Source organism: Chitinophaga caseinilytica, assembly GCF_038396765.1.
GTDB classification, from domain to species: Bacteria; Bacteroidota; Bacteroidia; order Chitinophagales; family Chitinophagaceae; genus Chitinophaga; species Chitinophaga caseinilytica.
Genome location: NZ_CP150096.1, coordinates 3,029,670 through 3,051,978 on the forward strand (window position 1 = coordinate 3,029,670; position 22,309 = coordinate 3,051,978).

Consider the following 22,309-nt stretch of genomic DNA (forward strand, 5'->3'; position numbering starts at 1 on the left):
GGGGCGTATCCGCGCAAGGTTTGCTATTTTGTCGATGATCCGGTCCCACGTTTATCCGGAGATAACCAGTTAACAGCAACCTCACATGACCATCCACAGAAGAAATTTCCTGAAGCAAGGCGGACTTGCGGCGGCAGGTATCCTCACGCTGCGCATCCCTGCGTTGGCGGCCACGCAAAAGCCCTACCAGGGCGTGCTTCAGCCTACACATAATATCCCGGCAGATAAATCCATCGATGCGGCCTGGATCAAAAGTTTGTATGAGCGCGGCGAAACAACCGTATATCGTAAATCCGCCAACGAACTGAAATTTATCGGCATGCCGGCCGGCGGATTGCATGCCGGAACGGTATACCTCGGAGGCGACGGCCGCCTGTGGCTTTGGCAGGTCTACAACGATCCCCGCGAAGGGATAGACCCTAAAACGGTATTGTGGAACGACGGTAAGCAGGAAGTGAAAGTCCGCAACCGCGACGGCGCCTGCTACGTAGAGCCCGCCATCGCCGCCAACAAGCGCGTGCTCGACCAGGGCTTTGCCCTGAAAATCGAATCCGGCGGCCAGGAATGGACCAAAGAGTTGAAAGAAGACGATTGGCAGGAAGTGACGTTCGAAGCCACGTACCCCGTTGCAGTGGTGCGTTTCAAGCATAATGCGTTACCGGTGGAAGTGGAAATGTTCGCCGGCGGCGTATTCGTACCGCTGGACGCCGACGATTCCGCTTTGCCCGCCACTGTTTTCGATATCCGGATTAAAAATATTTCAGGGAAAGATGTGAAAGTGACGCTGGCCGGATGGCTGGAAAACGGCGCCCGGAAAGTATCCGCCAAAGACGGGGAAGGTGAGCGCAGGAACCAGGTTGTAAGAGGCGATGGCTTCATTACGGTACAGGGCTCCTTCGCCGCGGCAGACGGCAGTTCCAACCGCCCGGACGATGGCTATACCGCCATCACGCTCGCCGGGGAAACGGGTTTCGCCAATACCAATGCGCAACCCTGGCCGGTAACGTCCGCCTATTTTTCGACACACAGCGAAGCGCCCGCCACCGGTGCGCCTTCCGGCATCCTGAACGGCGGCATCGCTACGGAAACGAAATCCCTCGCACCGCAAGCCTCCACATCCAGCCGCTTCCTCCTCAGCTGGCATTTCAACCACCCGCTCGAAAAACTCCACGGCAAACTGAAAGACACTGAAGGCGGGTTCTTCTACGCCGCGCGCTTCAAAGACGCCGCGGCAGTGGGCAGCTATCTCGCCCGGCACCTCGATCGCCTCTGGGGCGCCACCCTGCGCTGGCGAGATACCTGGTATAATAAATCCACGTTGCCGCATTGGTTCCTGGAGCGCACTTTCCTCAATATCGGCACCCTGGCCACGGCAAACACCTACCGCTTCGCCAGCGGACGGTTCTGGTCCTGGGAAGGCGTGAACGCCTGCGAAGGCACCTGCACGCACGTTTGGCAATACGCCCAGGCCATGGGGCGCATCTTCCCCTCGCTGGAGCGCGACACCCGCCAGCGCACCGATCTCGGCATCGCCATGCAGCCCGACGGCGGTATTATCTTCCGCGCGGAATTCGAAGGCCGACCGGCGATCGACGGACAGGCGGGCACCATTCTCCGCATCTGGCGCGAGCATTGCATGAGCGCAGACAACAAGTTCCTCACGCAAAACTGGCCCGCCATCCGCAAAGCCACGCAGTTTATGCTGGCGCAGGATAAAAACGGCGACGGCCTCACCGATACGCCCATGGAAAATACCCTGGACGCTATCTGGGAAGGCGAGATCGCCTGGATCGCAGGGCTGTGTATCGCAGCGGCGCGGGCGGCGGAAAAACTGGCGGAAGACGCTGGCGACAAGGCTTTCGCTAAAATTTGCCGGGAATATGCGGACAAGGGCGGCAGGAATATGTCGCAGTTGTTCAACGGAGAATATTTCATCCACCGGCCCAATGCCGCGCACGGCCGCAGCAAACTGGGCTCGTACAATACCTGCCACATCGATCAGGTATATGGCCAGAGCTGGGCGTTCCAGGCGGGGCTCGGGAGGCTGTGGAACAAGGAAGAAACCCTTTCCGCGCTGCGCGCCCTCTGGAAATACAATTTCACGATGGACGTGGGGCCTTACATCAAGACGCACACCGGCGGCCGCCCTTACGCGGTTGCAGGCGAAGGCGGAATGGTGATGAACACCAATCCGAAAAACGAGGAAAAAGCCTATGGCGATAACGTTACCTGGCAATTGGGATACTTCCACGAATGTATGTCCGGCTTCGAGCACCAGGTGGCCAGCCACATGATGGCGGAGGGCATGACGGATGAAGCGATGGTGCTCACCCGCGTCATCCACGACCGTCACCACGCCGCGCGCCGCAACCCGTTCAACGAGATCGAGTGCAGCGACCACTACGCCCGCGCCATGGCCAGCTACGGCACTTTCATCACTGCCTGCGGCTTCGATTATCACGGGCCGAAAGGGGAGATCCGCTTCGCGCCGGCGATCGAACAGCCGGTATTCAGCGCGCCGTTTACCGCGGCGGAAGGCTGGGGCACCTATTCCCAGGAGAACCAATCCGGCGGTAGCCGTACCTGCGAACTGGAACTGGGGTACGGATCGCTCCGGCTCAAAACTTTCAAAACCGGATCGGCTGCCGCATGGAAAAAAGTGACGGTACAACTGAACGGGAAAACCCTCAAAGCCACGCTGCGCCAGGCAGATGGTACGTCCACAGTAGAGCTGGCGGATGCGGTGCGCGTGCTGGAAGGACAAAAACTGCAGATCCAATTTTCATAACCGGGCGCCCGCCGTATTTCGTAACTTCATGGTCAGCAACCCATTAAATATCGACTATGGAACCTAAGAAATACGGCGGGCCAACCGACCACCTGGCCAACGAGCGCACTTTCCTCGCATGGGTACGCACGGCTATCGGGATTATGGCGTTCGGCTTTGTGGTGGTGAAATTCTCGCTGTTCGTTAAACAGCTGTCGCTCATGCTGGGCAAGGAATATGTGGTCAAATCGCATGGATTGTCGGCCATAGCGGGTATTACGCTCGTGGCAGTGGGCGCGGCCACCGTCATTTTCTCGTATCTCCGTTACAGGAATATCGAAAAGCAACTGAACGAGGGTTCCTATGGCCATTCTTCGGGCCTCCTCACTACGCTGACCGGTTTCATCTTCCTGGTCAGCATTTTACTGATCGTTTATTTGCTGGAAAGCGTTTAGGGAAGCCGTGCTTCGAGGCAAAGCCCCAGGTCGGCGGCGATTTGCTGGTGCTCCCGGATGTTCCATTGCCAGTGGGGCTTGCTGGAATGTGTGCTCAGCATGCCGATGAACCGGTTGCCCGTCGTCACCGGTGTGGAAATCACCGAGCGGTAGCCTGCGCGGGCTGCCACGTCCCAATGCTGGGAATAGCTCTGTAGTTGCGATACGTCTGGGATAACGACGGGCTGGCCCGTCCGCAGTGCATCTCCGCAGGCGGAGCGGTCGCCGGCCGTCACCACATTGAAATGCGTGAGGAAATCCCGCCGGAAGCCGCGCTGGGTAACGATGGAAAGGGAGCGGTAGGAGGGATTGAAAAGCTGGATGTTCCCGAAATCCGCCCCATCCGCCGAAATGGCTTTTTCCAGGTAATACCCCAGTTTCGGACAGTCGTTGTTCAGGCAATTCACCTTGTTTTCTTCCGCTTCGTCGATGGCCGCACCGGCCGATTCGCTGAGCAAGGTGCTGCTTTCACTGTCGGTATGCACCCACTGGTTGTTTTTCTTTTTGAGCTGGATGGGCGGCATGACCGACATGCCGGTGTTTCCGGGGAGACGGACATTGTCGAGCGAATAGCAGTGCTGTAGCGTGTTCCAGGTTACGTTCGCGGTAAGTAACAGTTCGGCGGGGAACCCTTCGAGGGGATATCTGAATTGAATTTCGAGTTGGTTGAATAACATGTACGGGCTTTCCAATTTCTCTAAAATTAGCTGTATTGCCGCAGATTTCCAAGCCGGAAAGGGGCTGCTGACATAGGGTTGTCACTTCCTCCCCCTAAATTTCGCCCGGATACAACTACCTTCGATTTATGGAAGCAGACATTCGCCTGATGTTCGACTCGCCGGAATACAGCATCCGGGATTTCCGCTGCCGCTGCACCAGTTGCGGCGTTTCGGGGAAAGAGCACCAGGAGCACTTTTCCATCGCTTACATCCGGAAGGGAAATTTCCGGTTCAACGTGTTCCGCAACGAACTGGATGCCTACAGCGGATTGTTCCTCTTCTGCAAGCCGGGATACGAACATACCGTGGGGCATGTCCACGATCTGCCGGACGAGTGTACCATCTTTTCTTTTTCCGCCGCCCATGCCGCGTTGCTGGAAAGCCAGGCGCCCGGGCTGAAGGGGTTTTTCCGCAATCCCGACCTGCATTCCATTCTCGTGAAAGCCACGCCCGACATGGAATATCTCCACCATCGCATTTTAACGCTGCTGGAGCGCCCGCGTTTCCCGCAAATGGAAGCAGAGCAACTGATGGCCGACCTTTTCGGCAGGCTGATGAACAACGCGGATAAAGGCCCCGCGCCGTTCAGCGGCCGGGAGATCAGGCATTACATGCCGCTGGTGGAAGCAGTGAAAATCCACATCAGCACGCATTTCGATGAAGATCTGAGCCTGAACGCCCTGGCGGCCATGAGCCATATGAGCCCCTATCACTTCAACCGGATGTTCCGGCAAATGACCCACACCACGCCTTATCGCTATCTGCTCAATGTGCGCCTCCAGGAAGCGGCGTGGCAGTTGCGGCATACAGGCCGGCCGGTGACGGAGATCGCGTTTGCTACAGGGTTTCACAGTCTCGAACATTTTTCCGCCGCTTTCCGGAAAGTGTTCGGCAAACCACCGTCGGGCGCACGGGCGTAAAAACCGCAATTTTCCTTAAATGCCGCCGCGGCCGCTGCGATAGCTTTGCCGTATCAAACATTTATTATGAAAGCGAATTTGAAGAAAACACTGGAAAACGCCCGCACGTACACCCTCGCCGTGGCCGAAGCCATGCCCGAAGAAGGATTTGGTTTCAAGCCCGCCGACGGCGTATGGACGTTCAACGAATTGCTGCACCACATCGGCTATGGCATGTATTGGTGGGAAGAAAATTACATCCGCGGGCAGGCGGCCGATTGGGCGCCTACGCCCGTCACCTACGGCAAACAGGCCGTTACGAAGTACCTGGAGCAGGCGTTCGCCCATCTGGATAAAAGCGTGGCGGCGGCGAAGGAAAAGGAATTGCCGCTGGAGGGGTTCTTTGCCACGATTGACCATATTACGCACCACCGTGGACAAGCCACCGTATACCTGCGGTGCAAAGGCATCACCCCGCCGGAGTACATGTACTGACCGGCAGGTGATTTGGTTTTTTTGTTTGATGCAAAGCCGCGGGATCGCGGCTTTGCTATTGTGTTTAGCGCAGGGTCTGCACTTCGTTGATGAGCGTTCCGATGTGGTCGATGCTGATCTCGACGCGGTCGTTGTCGCGCAGGGTGAAGCTGTTGTCGGGCACGAGGCAGGTGCCGGTCATGAGGAAACAACCGTCGGGGAAGGCGCATCCGCGGAAGAGGAATTCCACCAGTTCGCCATGCCCGCGTTTCATCTGGCTGATGGCGATGCTGTCGTTATATTTGATTTCCCCGTCCCGGAAGATCGACATGCGGATCATGGTATCCGCCGGAATGGGGGATTCCGGAACGAGCAGGCAAGGCCCCAGCCCGGCGCATTTCTCGTACACTTTCGCCTGGGGCAGATAGAGCGGGTTTTCTCCTTCGATGCTGCGGGAGCTCATGTCGTTGCCGATCGTATAGCCTTCGATGGTGCCTTGTGACGACACGAAAAGCGTCAGTTCCGGTTCCGGTACGTCCCACTTCGAATCGGGCCGGATGAAAACCACTTCCCGGTGCCCGGAAACGCGGTGCGGCGTGGCTTTGAAGAATAATTCAGGCCGTTCCGCCACGTATACTTTATCGTAGAAGGTGGCGCCGCCCGCATCCTCCGATTCTTCTATCCGCGCCGTGCGGCTCCTGTAATACGTTACGCCCGCCGCCCAGACTTCTTGCGAACCGATGGGCGCCTGCAAACCTTTGGCGATGGCCTGTTCGGCAGTATGCGCGTCCAGTGGCCGCATATCCGGCAGTTCGGCCACAACGGCGGCGTAGAGGCCTTTCCGGTTCACGAATTCGTTCCAGCCGGCAGGTGTCGCGTAGAAACGGCCATCTTGCTGAACGATGATGCCTTCGGATGTTTTATAGATCCTTACTAAGTTCATAACGGGGATTATTTTTGTTGGAGGAATTGACGAACGGAATCCAGCGGCAGCTGCCACAACTTTTCCGCCAGGGCTTTCAACGCTTCGGCGTCTCCTTCGAAATGCATGGTGACCTGGCTGTATTTCCGCGCCTCACCAGGTTTCAGGGCAATAACGTCTGAAGAGGATTCCACTTCATAGAAAGGCCCCATTTGCGTGCCGTCTTCCAGCGGCCCATCATTATAACAATTCACGGCATCGCCCTTGTACGGTTCCGCCTGGTCTTCCCATTTCGAATTCACGTATTTCCCATTGGGCGTAACATCGTACAGCAGAACGGTGATAGAATTGTTGGCGAGGTCGATGCTGCCGGCGCCGGTTTTCGCGATGCCCGGCGCGATGCCGAGTTTGCCGCGCGCCTTGCCGTCGGCACGGAACAGCAGCAGGCTGTCGTTCACCTGCAGATTGCGCGCGGGGATTTTTCCGAAGTAATCGTCCGTGATCAGTTTGCGGGAATCCGCACCCGGCCGGAAAGGCGCTACCACGGCGGTTTGTTCAGACGGTTTGAACATGCCGAGGAGCCATATGCTGGGGAGCCCCGTTGTTTCCTGCCAGGCGCTGTCGCCCAGGTTGGAAACCTGGTTTTCGGTCTCGTATGCCACGCTGCGCAAGCCTTCCGGCAATGCGATCCCCAGTCTGGATTCGATGGTCTTTTTGTCGAGCAGGCGAACGGTGCGCGCTACGCCGAGCTTGAAGGTATAACCGGCGTGGTTTTGAATGGTGCCGGTATATTGATAGGAAACTTCGCCCGGAGCTTCCGCCGTTACGTTGTAATGCGCAGTGTCGATCATGCCCGGCGTTTGCCAGTGCGTGAATTCGTAAGGCTTGCCGGGAGGGAAAAACAGGGCGTACTGGCCGCCTTCCGGCCCGAGCCAGAAGCGTTCTTCGCCGCCGAAGGCGTTGATGTGCGGCGTCAGTTTGCCGGAACCGATGAGGTCGTAATTGATCCAGCCGAAGCTGTTGCCCGCGTCGCCGGAGGCGGAACTGGTCATCACGCGGGCCTGGTAATCGCCGGTAACGAGCACGCGGCTACTGTCTCCCGGAAGCTGCAGCACCACTACGTTTTTAAGATGCTGGCGCAGGAAAGCCACGTCTTCGCCGAAGTTGGCGGGTTTGCCGGGCTGCTTGTTGCCGCTGGTTTGACAACCTGCGATGCCGGCGGTTAATAAACATGCCATGAGTAATGGTTTCATATCGTTCGGATTGTTTGTTACGGTTATGATGCGGGATCAGAGCGAGACGCCCCGTTTCCAGGGGATGAAATCGTCCTGTTCCAGCAATTGCGCCTTGGCGGTGTAATGCCCGCTGGCGGAGGAAATGAGCAGTTCCATGATGCGGTCGGCCGCCTGCTCGAGGGTTTCGTCGCCATTGATGATCGGCCCCGTGTCCAGGTCGATGATGTCGGGCATTTTGGCGGCGAGCCGCGAATTGGTGGAAAGCTTCAACACGGGCGTCACGGGGTTGCCGGTTGGCGTGCCGAGGCCGGTGGTGAACAATACCACGTTCGCGCCGGCGCCTACTTCCGCCGTCGTCGATTCCACGTCGCTGCCGGGCGTGCACAGGAGGGCCAGTCCGGGCCGCTGCACCCATCCGGGATAATCGATCACATCGGTAACGGGAGAGGAGCCTCCTTTCCGCGCGGCGCCGGCCGATTTGATGGCGTCGGTGATGAGGCCGTCGCGGATGTTGCCTGCGGATGGATTGGAGTCGAATCCCGAGCCCACGGCCTCCGCGCGGGCGGCATACGTTTTCATCAGCCCGGTGTATTTTTCGGCGAGCCCTGTATTCACACATCTGTCGCTCAATTCCTGTTCAACACCGCAAAGCTCCGGGAATTCGGACAAGATCACCGATCCCCCCAACGCCACGATCCTGTCTGCCACTTTACCCACCGCAGGGTTGGCGGAAATGCCGGAAAACCCGTCGCTGCCGCCGCATTCCATGCCTACGATCAGTTTGCTCAGCGGCGCGGGTTTGCGTTCCTGCGCATTGGCTTTCGCCAGTCCGTCGAACGTTTGCCGCATCGCCTGCTCTATCAGCAGTTTTTCCGTGCCTTCCTGCTGCTGCTCGAGGATCACGAGGGGCCTGTCGTACCCCGGCGACCGCTTTTCGATCTCTTCCCGCAACATCGCCACCTGCGCGTTCTGGCAACCGAGGCTGAGCACGGTAGCGCCGGCAACGTTGGGATGCGTCACGTACCCGGCGAGGATGCCGCAAAGCGTGCGGGCATCGTCTTTGGTGCAGCCGCAGCCCATGGTGTGGGTCAGCAGTTTGATGCCGGTGACCTGCGGGAATGGGCGGCTGGAGGCCGATTCGGCTTGTGAAGTATGTTTGCCGCCGTGAAGCATTTCCTGCAGGAGGGATTCGTACGGATTGCCTTTTTGATAGCCCAGGCCTTTCGTGAGCGTTTCGTGGAGCAATTGCACGTTCCGGTTTTCGCAGAACACCAGCGGCAGGATGATCCAGTAATTGCCGGTGCCCACGCGGCCGTCTGACCGGTGGTACCCCAGAAAACTGCGGTCTTTCCAGGTGCTCACATCGGGTGCCTGCCAGTCCGTTTTCCGTTCTGCCCGCACGCCGAAATTTCCTGATGCGTGGCGGACGTTGGCGGTGGAAATGAGTTCCCCGGGCGGGAGGTCTTCCTTCGCCTGCCCCACGAGCACGCCGTACATGATCACGTCGCCGTTTTGGGGGATGAAGGTAGTGGTAAGTTTGTGTTTGGCAGGTACGTCGCGGAGCGCGGTGACGCCGCCGGCCGGGGTGCCTTTCGGAACGTCCTGCAGGGCCACGATCACATTGTCTGCCGGGTGGATCTGAAGTATTTGCTGACGCATGTTGGTTTAAGGTTGAAGGGATTGTAATGCACGGTCGAGATGAACGTAGCCGCCGTCTACATGGAGGAGCTGGCCCGTGGTGTGACTGGATTTTCCTGACAGCAGGAACGCCGTCATCTGCGCGATTTCCTCCGGCGTCGTCATCCTGTTTTCCAGCGGGATGCGGGACACGATGGAGGCGAGTTTTGCTTCTTTGTCCCCGAAAGTATTGATCCAGTTTTCGTACAGCGGCGTCCACGATTCCGCGACGATGATCGCGTTGACGCGGATGCTCCAGGGGAGCAATTCCACCGCCCATTCGCGGGTGAGTGCGTTTCTGCCGCCATTCGCCGCTGCATAAGCAGACGTATTGCCCTGGCCGGTTTCCGCCGTTTTGGAACTGATGTTGACGATGGCGCCGTGGCTTTCCTTGAGCATGGGCAGCGCATGATGCGCCATCAGGTAATAATGCACGAGGTTGCGGTGGATCGATCGCATGAAGGCTTCGTACGATCCGGACGCGAGCCCCACGCCATCATTGATGCCCGCATTGTTGACGAGCCCGTCTATCCGCTCGAATTGCTTTACTACCGCCTCAACGGCGCGTTTGCAGGCTTCGGGGTCGGTGAGCTCGGCAGCGGTTTGCCAGCCTTTTCCACCGGCAGCCTGGATGTTGGAAAGATGTTGCAGATTGTCGGCTTCGCTTCTGCCGACGATAACGGGAATGGCGCCTTCCTGCGCCAGTACCGCCGAAATGGCCGCGCCGATGCCTTTGGCACCGCCGGTCACGATAATTACTTTGTCCTGTAAGCCAAGGTCCATAACGTGTGGTATGAGGGTTTATTGAATATGCTGATCCGTTCAGGAAATGGCTGCGCGCTGCCAGTCGCCGTTCACCATCCGCCAGATGTTCCGCGGGTTTTCGTTGCGTAGCTCTTCCGGCAACATATGCCCCGGAAAATCCTGGAAACACACCGGCCGCGTGAACCGGTAGATCGATGCCGTGCCAACGGAAGTGCCGGCGCCGGGCGTAGCTGCGGGCCATGGCCCCCCGTGCACCATGGCGTGGTTCACGGCCACGCCTGTCGGGAAGCCGTTCACGAGCAGGCGCCCCGCTTTTTCGCGGAGGATGTCTGCCAGTGGCGCATGGCGATCGAGATCGGCCGGTGTACCGTGGATGGACGCAGTGAGCTGCCCTTCCAGGGCTTCGGCGAAAACGGAAAGACCGGCGGCATCGTCGCAAAGCACGAGCAGTCCCGCCGGACCGAAAACTTCATGCAACATGCCGGGTGTTTTCAATACTTTGTTCAATGACGTACGCATCATCACCGGCGCGGCTTTGCCGGCAACATCGGCGCCTTTGCAAACCGGCAGCGCGCCCAGGTCGGCGAGGCGTTGCAGGCCAGACTGGTAGGCGTTCAGGATCCCCGGGGTGAGCATAACGCCCGCCGCCAGCTGGGCGATGCCGGCTTCGAGGGCTTTGATCAATTCGTTCCCATCGCCGACGGCTACGATCACACCGGGATTGGTACAGAATTGCCCTACGCCCATGGTGAGCGATTGCAAATATTGCGCAGCGAAGGTAGCGGCGTTTTCGGCCAGCATATCCGGGAGGAGGAAAATTGGGTTAACGCTGCCCATTTCTGCATAAACGGGGATGGGCACAGGCCGTTGCGCGGCCGTTTCGAAAAGCGCCTTCCCGCCCCCGAACGATCCGGTGAAAGCGATGGCGCGCAATTGCGGATGGCGGGCCAGGTGTTGTCCTGTTTCAACAGTGGCGCCGTGAACAAGACTGAAAACCCCTTCCGGCATACCGGTTTCTTTGGCAGCTTCGAGGATGGTTTTTGCGACGAGGTGCGAAGTATGCGGATGGGCGGGATGGGCTTTGCAGACCACAGGGCACCCGGCCGCAAGGGCGGCCGCAGTATCGCCGCCGGCCACCGAAAAGGCGAGGGGAAAATTGCTCGCGCCGAAAACGGCTACCGGTCCCAGCGGGATTTGCATCTGCCGGATGTCTGGCGCGCCGCGGTCGATCCGCGCATGTACCCAGGAGCCTTCTTCGATGGTTTTCGCGAAAAGCCGGAGCTGGTTGGCCGTCCGGTCGCGCTCGCCGTTGAGCCTTGCCAGGGGCAGGCCGCTTTCTGCCGAAGCGGTCTGGAGGAGCGTTTCGCCGAGGGCTTCGATCCCCGATGCGATGGCGCGGAGGAATGCGGCGCGCGCCGTGGCCGTGGTTTTCTTGTATGCCGGGAACGCTTTGGCCGCGAGGGCTACGGCCTGGTCCACTTCCGCGGGCGTTGCTTCATGGAATGGCTGCGGGAGCCATTGCTGTTCGGCGGGGTTCCAGGCGCGGAAGGTTTGTGTGCCTTCCGCAGTCTGGCGGTTCCCGATCATCTGTGATCCGATTGTATGCATGTGTCAAACATTTATATAGATCAATTCACTTCCAGCTGGTCTTTCGGTTGCAGCTTCGGGAACGGCGCATGCGGCTCGCGCTGGTACCAGAACACGACCGAGCTGATGTCTGACTGCTGCGGCAAATACCGGCCACCGCTCCGCCAGCCCAGGTCCTGGATGGTGATTTTCAGTTCCTTGTCGAAGCGGATGGGGTCCATGATATGCCAGCGGTACAATCCGAACCGCTGCTGCGACTTGTAGAGCCCGTCCGGCCGGATCACCTGGTGCAAGCCCGCATACGGTGTAGTGAATTCCTGGTATTTCCCCTTGTTGTCGAAATTGTAGGAGCCGCAGAAATAATCTTCCGTCCCGGTGCCGCAGATCGTGGGGAATTTGCCGTCGCCGTCCATGAAAAACTTGATCTCGCCTTCTCCCCACCAGCCGTTGTTATTCACGCCCCAGGCCATGTAGGTGCCCACATAATGCCCCTTTCCCTTTATGCCGTCGATCAGCGTGAATTCCGCGTTTTTGACGGGGTTGTTTCGGCGGAACTGCGCGTGGAAATATGCCGCGTCGTCGGGCACCTGCGTGAGCGTGTAGTCGACCTGGTAGTAGAGCGTCATCCTTTCCGTATTGATGTTTTCCATGGTGATCTTACACTTCTTCCGGAAGGGCATGGGCCAGTAGCAGTTGAATGCGCTGCCGGGATTGACGGTTACGGGCAGGGATGTCAGTTGTGCGAATTCTCCCCATCCCATCCCGAAGAAATCGCCGACGGGCACTTCTACGCTGGGCGTGGTTTCATCGTCCCAATAGAAGCGGAGTATGGAATAGCGCCAGTTGCCGGTGGGCGTCATCCAGATATGCTGAATGGCGCCGGACGCGTTGATTTCCGCGAGGGTAAACGTTTGTCCGGGCTCGATGTGCACGTAGGGATTCACTTTCCATCCCTGTCCGAGATCGCGCGCGGCGCCGCGTGCGTTGCCCTGTTCGAGGGTGGCCATGCCGCCCTTGCCGGGCTCGCCGGTAAAGTTTTCCGGGGAAATGGAGCGGGTTTTGGCGTCGGATAAACGGTGGAGGTTGCCCAGGTTCATGTCGAGCCCGTTAAAAGGCTGCTGCGCTGCCGACACGAGGGCCAGGCAGGCGCAAAAGGAGAGAAGGAGCAGTGTTTTCATAATGTGTATCGTTTGAAAGGTTTTCCGCTTTATCGATTAAGCGCCCTTAACTTCGACGGTTTCCATGCACGTGGCGTATTCAGTATTTTGATGGATGGTTCAATTGGCTGCGCTGGAACGGCGCACTACCAGTTCCGCATCTATCCGGATGTCTTCCGGCGGCCGTTCACTATCGGCGATCTGGCTGAGCAGCAGTTGCACCGCGGCTTTGCCCATTTCCCGGATAGGTTGGCGGATGAAGGTGACGGGCGCGTGGAACAGGTCGAACGCCTCGCTTTCATCGAAGCTTACTACCGCCAGTTGCTCCGGCACGCGGATGCCCAGTTCGCTGATATACCGCAGCCCTTCGATTGCAAGACTGTTCGTGGCGAAAAACAGTGCGTCGGCCGGATGTTTGCCGCCGGTCAGCTGGTCGATCGCTTTGCGGATATCTTCGCGCAGGTGGCTGTACCGCGCCAGTTTGAGGCGCTTTTCCGTTTTCAGTCCGGCGTTGGCAAGGGCTACTTCGAAACCCCTGCGGCGTTCGGCGATGTGGTGAAGGCTGGTTTGGTACGCGATCATACCGATGCGTTTGCGGCCGGTGCGCAACAGGTGCTCCACCGCATTGTACGAAGCGCCGAAGTTGTTGATGCTGATGCTGCTGGCGGCGATGGAAGGGAACGGCCGGTCCATGAGCACGAACGGGAAGTGGCGCTCGCTGAGCTGGAGGATCTGCTGTTCGGAACCTTCCGAGGGGATAACGATCAGCCCGTCTACCTGCCGGTTCAGCAATACATTAATAAGGTCGGCGGATTTTTCCGCGTTTTCGTCGGAGCTGCCGAAGATGACGGTGATGTTGTGCCGTTTGGCTTCGTCTTCCACGATCCGGGCGATCTGTCCGAAGAAAGGGTTGGAGATGTCTGCCACGATGAGGCCGATGGTGTCTGTCCGCCCGCTTTTCAGGCTGCGGGCGAGGTAGTTGGGCTGGTAATTGAGCTTCCGCGCGATCTTCCTGATCTTGTTCGCCATTTCCCGCCCCACCCGGGCCTTCTCCTCTTTATTCGTCAACACATAGGATACCAGCGCCGTGGATACCCCGGCTTCCTGTGCGATGTCTTTCAGGGAGACTCTCTTCTTCATGAAATAAATATAAGCTTAAACGTTTAAGTAAGCAAGTTTTGCCGTCGAAAATCATTTTTTGGCTACATTTGCCGCTCATTTTTAGACACATGAGTTCATTAGGCTGGAAGTTAATCAGGAGTTTCGACAAGGATTTTGAAGTGAACGGAGAATCCGTGCGGGTACGTTTCGTGACGATGAATTGCGTGCATAAGCAATTGTACCAGGTGTATGTGCCGCACGAAGGCAGGGAAGTGCGTTTCCACATTCAGGAGAACGCCGCGGGGGAATTCAGGATCGTAGGCCGGGGGATTTGTCCGCCGCAGTACGTTCCCCTGGAAGCCGCGTTCGCCGAAGCGATCCTCGCATCGCCGGTAGGCTGATCTTTCCATAAAAAAAGCCGCTCTCAAAGCGGCTCCCTCTACATATATCGTATCAATCCGGCAGCGAGCGCACGTATTCCCGCGGGGTCATGCCTTTTATTTCCCGGAAAAAGCGGTTAAAGTTAGACAGGCTGTTGAACCCGCATTCATACGCCAGTCCCGAAATGGCAAGCTCGCCTTCCGCCAGCAGCTTGCAGGCATGCCCTATCCGCACTTCATTGACGAACGACACGAACGTTTTCTGCGTCCGGCTTTTGAAATACCGGCAAAACGCCTGCTTGTTCATGTTCACGAGGCGCGACACCTCGTCTAGCTGGATCTCGCTCTTGAAATTTTCGAACACAAACTTGAACACCGTATCGATCCGGTCATTGTCTTTCGCCTGGTAAGTATTCACATAGCCCTGGCTGGCCAGCAGTTCGAATTCCCGCGTACGGGTGAGCACGTCGAGCACGCGCATGAAGGAAATGAGCTGCGCGAAGGGCGGCTGCTCCGTCATCTCGAGCAATAACGATTTTAACGTCCGTTTCGCCTGTCCCGAAAATTTCATCCCCCGCCTCGATTTCTTCAGCAGCAATTCCGTTTGCCGCCCCAGCCCGAAATGCGTCATGGAGGCCAGGAGCTTGTCTGGCTCGATGAAAAGCGCCACGGACCGGGCGTGCTGGTAATTATTCCGGTCGAAATACCGGCTGTCGTTATGCCAGACATGCGGAATGTCCGGCCCCAGCAGAATCAGCTCATCGCTGTCGAAATTCTCCACACTGTCGCCGATGATGCGCCGTCCTTCGCTTTCCACCACGTACACGAGCTGGCATTCCTTATGGAAATGAAACTCCGTCGAGAAATACGGCAGGTCGATCACCCGCATCGCAAACACGCCCATGTGGGCCTCTTCCTGTATTTTGGTGAAAACCGGCTTCATATTGATGGAATTTAAATTATCCGGGATATTACATGCTAATATAAGCGTAAATCTGAAATCCCCGTAACAAATCTGAATTTCTATTGCCTCCAATTATTAAAATGATGTGACAAACTTGCTAATATAGGCGCAGAAGTCATCAACGGTCCGTTAGTATTCCCCGGGCTGTTACGTTAGTTTTGTTGCATAACCGATGCCGCTGCGCGAAATGGTGGTGGAATGAATTAACTTATGCCTGGATTAATAATGGAAAGAATGAAAGACATGCTGAAGGATAAGGTAGTCCTGCTCACGGGCGGGGCAGACGGTATCGGTTGGGAATGCGCATTGGCCTACGCTTCCGCAGGTGCAAAGGTCTGCATCGCAGACCTGAATGCCGCGGGGCGCGACAAGCTGGCGAAGCTGCCGGGGGAAGGGCATTCCTTCCTGTTGTGCGACGTAACTTCCGACACGGCCGTAGGCCAGTTGTTCGCGGAGATCGGGAAAGTGTACGGTAAGCTGGACGCGGTCCACAATAACGCTGGTATCGCGCAGCCCGCCAGGCCGCTGCACGATACGGAAGATGCAGAATGGGAAGCCCTCATGCGGGTGAACCTCAAAAGCATCTACCTCACCACCCGCCACGGCATCGCCCTGCTGCGCGCATCCAACGGCTGCATCCTGCACACCAGCTCGCTCGTAGGCAGCATCGGGCAGGAGAACCACGCCGCCTACGTTGCCACGAAAGGCGCCGTGAACGCGCTCACCAAAGCGATGGCGCTCGATTATGCGGCAGACGGCATCCGTGTCAACGCCGTGGCGCCCGCCGCCATCCGCACGCCCATGCTCGAAGCCTGGAGCGCCGAACAGCCGCAGCCGGAAATCATGCAACGGTATCTCGACCGCCTTCAGCCGCTGGGCGCCATGCCCGCCGGCGACGTGATCGCCGACGCCTGCGTGTTCCTGCTCAGCGACGCCGCCCGCTTCATCACCGGTTGCATCCTGCCCGTAACGGGCGGCGCGGAACTGGGGTACCGGGCCATGATCTGACATTTCTTTCATTACATGATAAAAAACATCGACATCGCAGACGCCCGGTTTGCGCTGAAAAACGGCGCCGGCAGCGACGCCGTGCACAAAGATCCGCAATACGCCTATGCCGTCACGCACCTGCAGAACGAACAGGGGCAACGCGGCACAGGGCTCGCATTCACGCTCGGAGAAGGCAACGACCTCGTTTGCCGCGCCGCCCGGTTTTACGCCGAAACCCTCCGCGGGAAAGACATCGAAACGCTCATGAGCAACTTCGGCAGCACCTTCCACGCACTGGCCAACGAACAACAGTTCCGCTGGCTGGGGCCGCACAAGGGCGTCGTCCACCTCGGCCTCGCTTCCGTCACCAACGCGTGCTACGACCTCTGGGCCAAACAGCGCGGCGTTCCCCTCTGGAAGCTGCTGATCGGCTTATCGCCCGAAAGCATTGTCAATACGCTCGACCTTTCTTATCTCGAAGATGTGCTCACCCGTGAGGAAGCCATCGCTATGTTGACCGAAGCTTCGGAAACGGCGGCCGGCCGGATGGGGATCCTCGAAAAAGGATATGCCGGGTACGATACTTCCGTAGGTTGGTTCAATTACGACGACGAGCAAGTGCGCGAGAATTGCAAACGCGCGCTGGACCAGGGTTTCGAAGCCATGAAACTGAAAGTGGGCTCCGCCGATCCGAAGCGCGACATCCGCCGGGCCAACATCGTCCGCCAAACCGTCGGCGATTCCGTAAAAGTGATGCTCGACGCCAACCAGCAATGGAACCTCCCGCAGGCCATTTCCATCTGCAACGAACTGAAGCAGATGCAGCCGTATTGGGTAGAAGAGCCGACGCATCCAGACGATGTGCAGGCGCACGTGACGCTGGCGAAAGCCGTAGCCCCGGTGAAACTCGCGCTGGGAGAGCATGTTCCCAACCGCGTGATCTTCAAGAACTACCTGCAATCGGGCTGCGCGGGGTTCATGCAGGTGGATGCCGTGCGGGTAGGAGGGGTGAGCGAATTCATCACCATCAGCCTGCTGTGCAAAAAGTTCGGCGTGCCGGTAGTACCGCACGTGGGCGACATGGGGCAGCTGCATCAGCACCTCGTGTTGTTCAACCACATCGCCATGGGGCATGAAGCACTTTTTCTCGAACATATCCCGCATCTGAAGGAGCATTTCCTCCACCCGGTCCGCATCGAAAACGGCGTGTACGTTACACCGCAGGAACCGGGCAGCAGTTGCGACTTAAAATAATCCAATAATCCACGTATGATCGGAACCGCAGATATCGTCATAACCATCGGTTATATCCTGCTTATCGTCGCCATCGGGCTGTGGACCGGGCTGCGGAAGAAATCCGCCGCCACGGAAGGCTCGGGCGCGTATTTCCTGGCGGGCAAAACCCTGCGCTGGCCCATGATCGGCCTGGCACTCTTCGCCACGAACATTTCCTGTCTTCACCTCGTGAGCCTCGCCCAGAGCGGGTTCGATTCGGGGCTGCTGAACGGGAATTTCGAATGGATGGCGGCATTCACCCTGATATTGCTCGCCCTGTTCTTCGTGCCGTTTTACATCCGGTCGGGCGTAGCCACGCTGCCCGATTTCCTGGAAAGGCGGTACAACCGCGCTTGCCGCGACTGGCTGGCGATCGTGTCTATCGTATCGGCCGTCATCATTCATATCGCGTTTTCGTTCCTGGCGGGCGGCATTGTGCTGGAAACGCTCTTCGGGATCGATATGTACGCCAGTATCATCGTGATCGCCGCGCTCACGGGGCTTTACACGATCGTGGGCGGCTTGCGGGCCGTGGTGGTGACCGAATCCATTCAAAGCGTAGTGCTCATCGCCGGAGCGGTCATCATTACCGTGGCGGCCTGGAACAAAATGGGCGGCTGGCAGCCGATGGAAGCGGTGCTCGCCAACCAGGGCGCGCTGGACAAACTGAGCATGATGCGCCCGGTGGGCGATGCTTCGGGCATGTCGTGGATGGCGGTGTTCCTCGGGTACCCGATTTTGGGGATATGGTACTGGTGTGCCGACCAAACCATCGTGCAGCGGGTGCTCGGCGCCAAAGACGAGAACCATGCGCGGGTGGGCGCACTGTTCTGCGGATTCATCAAAATCCTGCCGGTATTCATTTTCGTGCTGCCGGGGCTTTTCGCCTGGGCACTGTATCAATCCGGCGGGCTCGACCTGTCGGCCCTGAAACACGGGAACGGCGAGGTAGACTCCAAAGGCATATATACCCTCATGATCACGCAGCTGCTGCCTTCCGGGCTGATCGGCGTGCTGGTGGCGGCGTTGCTGTCGGGCCTCATGAGCCAGATCGCCGGGGCGCTGAATTCCATCGCTACATTGGCCAGCTTCGATCTGTACAAGCGGTTCCGGCCGGAGACGAAAGATGCCGACCTCGTGAAAGTGGGCCGTTGGGCGTCGGCGGTGGCGCTGCTCGTCTCCATCGGGCTGTTGCCTTTGCTGAACCGCTACCAGAGCCTGTTTGAAGGGATCAATGACGTGATCGCACACATCGCGCCGCCCATAACCTGCGTATTTCTGCTGGGGATTTTCTGGAAGCGGGCTTCCGCGCGGTCGGCCCAGCTCACGCTGTGGATCGGGTCTGCGCTCGGTGCGCTGGTGTACGCGATGAACAAATTGTACCCGCAGGGGCCGCTCGGCGGCATTCCTTTCATGATGATGGCATTTTACCTCTTCCTGGCCTGTGTGGCCATGCAGGTACTGTTTTCGTTCCTTTATCCCGTGGTGCATACGGAAAAGAGCGGCGCCTTGTACTGGCGCTCCTGGCGCGAGCCGCTCGAAGGGGAAGGATGGAAGGGTTTTGGTAACTATAAATTTTTGTCGGTACTGTTGCTCCTGGTGATGGGGGTGCTGTACTGGATTTTCAGATAACCATGTTTAAAAACGTTATGATGATGAAGAAACTGATACTATTGATGATGCTGTATTGCGGCGGATCGTTCGCGCAGTCGCCCGCTAAGACCGATCCCGCGGTATTGCGCCAGTTCATGGACATGCGCTTCGGGATGTTTGTGCACTGGGGGCCGGTAAGCCTCCGCGGCACAGAGATCGGCTGGTCGAGGGGCGAGCAGGTGCCAACCGCTGAATACGACAATCTCTATAAAGAATTCAATCCCGTATTGTTCAATGCGGACGAATGGGTGAAAGTGGCCAAAGACGCGGGCATGAAATACCTCACCATCACCGCCCGCCATCACGACGGCTTCTGCCTATGGCCTTCCGCCTTCACGGAATACGATATCGCTTCCACGCCTTACAAAAAAGACGTGGTAGGCGCGCTCGCAGCCGCCTGCAAGAAACAAGGCATCAAATTCTGCATTTACTATTCCGTGCTCGACTGGTGGCATCCGGAATATCCCAACCACTCGTCTACCAAGCCTTCCATCGATCCTAAATCGGATATGAACAAATACGTGGCTTACATGAAAAACCAGCTGAAGGAGCTCGTTACCAAATACGACCCCTACATGCTGTGGTTCGACGGGCAGTGGGAAGAACCCTGGACCGACGAGCGCGGCCGCGAGATCTACGCTTATCTCAAACAGCTCAAGCCCTCGCTCATCACCAATAACCGGTTGGGGAAAGAATTCGCGGCGATGGACAACAAGCAGATCGACCATACCAAAATGGTGGGCGATTATGATACGCCGGAACAGGTGATCGGCAAAATGAACCTCACAACGCCCTGGGAAAGCTGCTTCACCATTTGCAAGCAATGGGCCTGGAAGCCGAACGACCAGCTGAAATCCCTCGAAACCTGCCTCGACATCCTTTCCAGAACGGCCGGCGCAAACGGCAACCTGCTCCTGAACGTAGGCCCCATGCCCGATGGCCGCATCGAAGCCCGCCAGGTGGCGCGCCTCCGCGAAATCGGGGACTGGATGCGGAAATACGGAACAGCGGTATACGGAACGATGGGCGGCCCCTGGGAGCCGAACGACAAATTCGCCGCCACGCGCAAAGGCAATAAAGTGTTCATCCACGTACTCAAATCCGCCGAAGGCGGGCTCACGCTGAAAGCCCTGCCGGGACGGAACATCAGCAAATCCGCCATCATCGGCGGCGGCGCCGTTACCACGGAAACCGCGAGCGACGAACTGCGCATCAAAATCCCGCAGCAGCCGGCCACTTTGCCGTATGTGATCGAGCTTACGCTCGACGGCCCGGCGGAACAATTGCCTATTCTTTAATCTTTTTAAACGCAATACATGAGAACGGTTTTCGTTTTGCTCATCGTGATGCTGGCCGCAGGTTGTGCGGAAAAGAAGACGGAGCGCTTCGGGATGGTGACCGGCATCAAACCCGAAAAGATCGCCTATTACAAGCAGTTGCATGCCCATGTCTGGCCGGGCGTGGTGAAAACCATCGAGGCATGCAATATTCGCAATTACTCCATTTATCTGAAAGAGATGGATGGAAAAACATATCTGTTCAGTTATTTTGAGTACACAGGAAACGATTTCGCCGGAGATATGAAGAAGATGGCGGCAGACACGGTCACGCAGCGTTGGTGGAAAGAAACCGCTCCCGCGCAGATCCCCCTGCCAGACGCGGCCGCAACCGGCGAAACGTGGTCGAAGCTCGAAGAAGTGATGCACCTGCCTTGAAATAGTCAACCAGCACAGTAAGCAATATCCATGTACAGTTTTATGAAACGATGCGCGGGCGCCATGGCGCTTTCGCTCGCCACACTGGGCGCCACGGCCCAGCAGTTGCCCGCAAACAAGCCCAGCGCCGCCCAACAGGCGATGATCGACCGGGGATACGGCATGTTCATCCATTTCGGGGTGAATACTTTCGCAGATGTGGAATGGTCGGACGGTACCATCCCCGTCAGCCAGTACAACCCCACCCAACTGGATCCCGAACAATGGGTGAAAACCGCTAAGGACGCAGGTTTCCGGTATGTACTGCTCATCACCAAGCACCACGACGGGTTTTGCCTGTGGGACAGCAAGTACACCGAGTACGACGTGGCTTCTTCGCCCGTGAAGACCGATGTGGTGAAAGCTGTGGCCGACGCCTGCAAAAAGCACGGCCTGCAGTTCGCCATTTATTATTCGCTGTGGGACCGCAAGGAACCCACCTACAAAGATGCCGATCCGCAGCCTTACATCGACTATATGAAGAACCAGTTGACGGAGCTCTTCACGAATTACGGCCCCATCTGCGAGCTGTGGCTCGACGGTGGCTGGGACCGCAAGCCGGAGAACTGGGGCATCGACCAGCTGTATGCGCTGGTGAAGAAATTCAATCCCAAATGCGCCGTGAGCGTCAATCACACCATCGTGAACGAAGAAGGGAAACGGAATTACACGCGGCCGTCGAACATGACGGAAGACAACAAGTATTTCTTCCAGTATTTCCCGTCCGACTTCCGGCTGTGGGACCCGCAGATCATCACGCGGTTCGATAAAAAGCAATATCTCCACCAGGGGAAATCGTACTACCTGCCTTACGAAGCCACGATTTGCCTCAGCAGCCGCTACAACTGGTTCCAGAAATCGGCGCAGCTGCCCGTGCGCGAGATCGACGAAATGGAAGAACTGTTTTACTGGAGCACGGCCAACAACAATTGCCTGGTGATGAACATCCCGCCCGACCAGACGGGCCGCATCCGCGAATACGAAGCGTTGGCGGCCATCAACCTGGGGAAACGGCTGGGCCTTGCGCCGGGGAAACCTTTGCCGAAGAACGGTAAATTCGTGTCGGAACGCAGGCCCGCAAAGGCGTCGAGCGTGTATCCGGCGGATGCGAACAATCAGTACGACGGCAGTAAGGTGACCGACGGAAAGCTCGATAGCCGCTGGGCTTCGGCAGATACCCTCGCTTCCCTCGAAATTTCGCTCGATCCTTCCGAATACTTCAATAAAATCAGCATTTTCGAATACAAGGATGTGAAGAATTCCAAAGACGGGTTCTCGCAACTGCGCGAGCCGCGCATCCGGGAATATGCGATCGACATCCGCCAGAACGGCCAGTGGGAAACGATCTTTCTCGGCCATGAGCCCATGGGCGATTGCAAGGTGGTCCACCTGCCGAGGCGGTACAAGACAGACGTGCTGCGCTTCCGCGTGATGAAAGCCATCGACCTGCCGTCTATTTACGAAATTTCGGTAATCGATATGGCAAGAAAATAGGA

Annotated in this window: 20 protein-coding genes; 11 read left to right on the forward strand and 9 right to left on the reverse strand. The window is 57.7% G+C overall.

Features of this window, described 5'->3' with window-relative positions; genetic code table 11:
* Positions 1-85 precede the first annotated feature (85 nt).
* A complete protein-coding gene (locus tag WJU22_RS12640; RefSeq protein WP_341843592.1) occupies positions 86-2,788 on the forward strand; it encodes a GH116 family glycosyl hydrolase in 2,703 nt (900 codons plus the stop codon).
* A 56-nt stretch (positions 2,789-2,844) separates the two neighbouring features.
* On the forward strand, positions 2,845-3,222 hold the full coding sequence (locus WJU22_RS12645; RefSeq protein WP_341843593.1) for a YidH family protein: 378 nt from the start codon (positions 2,845-2,847) through the stop codon (positions 3,220-3,222).
* Here WJU22_RS12645 and WJU22_RS12650 read toward each other — a convergent pair.
* A complete protein-coding gene (locus WJU22_RS12650) occupies positions 3,219-3,938 on the reverse strand; it encodes a GAF domain-containing protein (RefSeq protein WP_341843594.1) in 720 nt (239 codons plus the stop codon). The two genes, WJU22_RS12645 and WJU22_RS12650, sit on opposite strands and share 4 nt — an antisense overlap.
* Positions 3,939-4,066: 128 nt before the next feature.
* Here WJU22_RS12650 and WJU22_RS12655 point away from each other — a divergent pair, with 128 nt between their 5' ends.
* Both WJU22_RS12655 and WJU22_RS12660 read left to right on the forward strand, forming a co-directional pair.
* Positions 4,067-4,900, forward strand: coding sequence for an AraC family transcriptional regulator (locus WJU22_RS12655; protein WP_341843595.1), 834 nt, complete (start codon positions 4,067-4,069; stop codon positions 4,898-4,900).
* A 66-nt stretch (positions 4,901-4,966) separates the two neighbouring features.
* Complete coding sequence (locus WJU22_RS12660; RefSeq protein ID WP_341843596.1) at positions 4,967-5,374, forward strand: DinB family protein; 408 nt, start codon at positions 4,967-4,969, stop codon at positions 5,372-5,374.
* Between the two features lie 64 nt (positions 5,375-5,438).
* Here WJU22_RS12660 and WJU22_RS12665 read toward each other — a convergent pair whose 3' ends face one another.
* The 7 genes from WJU22_RS12665 to WJU22_RS12695 all read right to left on the reverse strand — a co-directional run bounded on the left by WJU22_RS12665 (position 5,439) and on the right by WJU22_RS12695 (position 13,836).
* Positions 5,439-6,296: a fumarylacetoacetate hydrolase family protein gene (locus tag WJU22_RS12665; protein WP_341843597.1), complete on the reverse strand. Its 858-nt coding sequence runs from the start codon at positions 6,294-6,296 to the stop codon at positions 5,439-5,441.
* Positions 6,297-6,304: 8 nt separating this feature from the next.
* On the reverse strand, positions 6,305-7,528 hold the full coding sequence (locus WJU22_RS12670) for a DUF6786 family protein (protein ID WP_341843598.1): 1,224 nt from the start codon (positions 7,526-7,528) through the stop codon (positions 6,305-6,307).
* Between the two features lie 36 nt (positions 7,529-7,564).
* A complete protein-coding gene (locus tag WJU22_RS12675; protein ID WP_341843599.1) occupies positions 7,565-9,169 on the reverse strand; it encodes an altronate dehydratase family protein in 1,605 nt (534 codons plus the stop codon).
* Between the two features lie 6 nt (positions 9,170-9,175).
* On the reverse strand, positions 9,176-9,970 hold the full coding sequence (locus tag WJU22_RS12680; RefSeq protein WP_341843600.1) for an SDR family oxidoreductase: 795 nt from the start codon (positions 9,968-9,970) through the stop codon (positions 9,176-9,178).
* A 39-nt stretch (positions 9,971-10,009) separates the two neighbouring features.
* Entirely contained in the window at positions 10,010-11,560 is a 1,551-nt protein-coding gene (locus tag WJU22_RS12685; protein WP_341843601.1) for an aldehyde dehydrogenase (NADP(+)), read from the reverse strand.
* A 20-nt stretch (positions 11,561-11,580) separates the two neighbouring features.
* Positions 11,581-12,717, reverse strand: coding sequence for a glycoside hydrolase family 172 protein (locus WJU22_RS12690; protein ID WP_341843602.1), 1,137 nt, complete (start codon positions 12,715-12,717; stop codon positions 11,581-11,583).
* Positions 12,718-12,816: 99 nt separating this feature from the next.
* Entirely contained in the window at positions 12,817-13,836 is a 1,020-nt protein-coding gene (locus tag WJU22_RS12695) for a LacI family DNA-binding transcriptional regulator (RefSeq protein WP_341843603.1), read from the reverse strand.
* 89 nt (positions 13,837-13,925) lie between these two features.
* On the opposite strand from WJU22_RS12695, the gene WJU22_RS12700 reads away from it, so the two are divergent.
* A complete protein-coding gene (locus WJU22_RS12700) occupies positions 13,926-14,198 on the forward strand; it encodes a hypothetical protein (RefSeq protein ID WP_341843604.1) in 273 nt (90 codons plus the stop codon).
* A gap of 52 nt (positions 14,199-14,250) precedes the next feature.
* On the opposite strand, the gene WJU22_RS12705 is transcribed toward WJU22_RS12700, so the two are convergent.
* A complete protein-coding gene (locus tag WJU22_RS12705) occupies positions 14,251-15,120 on the reverse strand; it encodes an AraC family transcriptional regulator (RefSeq protein WP_341843605.1) in 870 nt (289 codons plus the stop codon).
* A 231-nt stretch (positions 15,121-15,351) separates the two neighbouring features.
* On the opposite strand from WJU22_RS12705, the gene WJU22_RS12710 reads away from it, so the two are divergent.
* The 6 genes from WJU22_RS12710 to WJU22_RS12735 are packed head-to-tail and all read left to right on the forward strand — an operon-like array spanning position 15,352 to position 22,307.
* Positions 15,352-16,149 (forward strand): SDR family oxidoreductase, encoded by a 798-nt coding sequence (locus WJU22_RS12710; protein ID WP_341843606.1) that lies wholly within the window; start codon positions 15,352-15,354, stop codon positions 16,147-16,149.
* 15 nt (positions 16,150-16,164) lie between these two features.
* Positions 16,165-17,385 (forward strand): enolase C-terminal domain-like protein, encoded by a 1,221-nt coding sequence (locus WJU22_RS12715; protein WP_341843607.1) that lies wholly within the window; start codon positions 16,165-16,167, stop codon positions 17,383-17,385.
* A gap of 15 nt (positions 17,386-17,400) precedes the next feature.
* Positions 17,401-19,038: a sodium:solute symporter gene (locus WJU22_RS12720; RefSeq protein WP_341843608.1), complete on the forward strand. Its 1,638-nt coding sequence runs from the start codon at positions 17,401-17,403 to the stop codon at positions 19,036-19,038.
* Positions 19,039-19,061: 23 nt separating this feature from the next.
* Positions 19,062-20,357 (forward strand): alpha-L-fucosidase, encoded by a 1,296-nt coding sequence (locus tag WJU22_RS12725; protein WP_341843609.1) that lies wholly within the window; start codon positions 19,062-19,064, stop codon positions 20,355-20,357.
* A gap of 18 nt (positions 20,358-20,375) precedes the next feature.
* On the forward strand, positions 20,376-20,774 hold the full coding sequence (locus WJU22_RS12730) for an L-rhamnose mutarotase (RefSeq protein ID WP_341843610.1): 399 nt from the start codon (positions 20,376-20,378) through the stop codon (positions 20,772-20,774).
* Between the two features lie 42 nt (positions 20,775-20,816).
* Positions 20,817-22,307: an alpha-L-fucosidase gene (locus WJU22_RS12735; protein WP_341843611.1), complete on the forward strand. Its 1,491-nt coding sequence runs from the start codon at positions 20,817-20,819 to the stop codon at positions 22,305-22,307.
* The last annotated feature ends 2 nt before the right edge of the window (positions 22,308-22,309 follow it).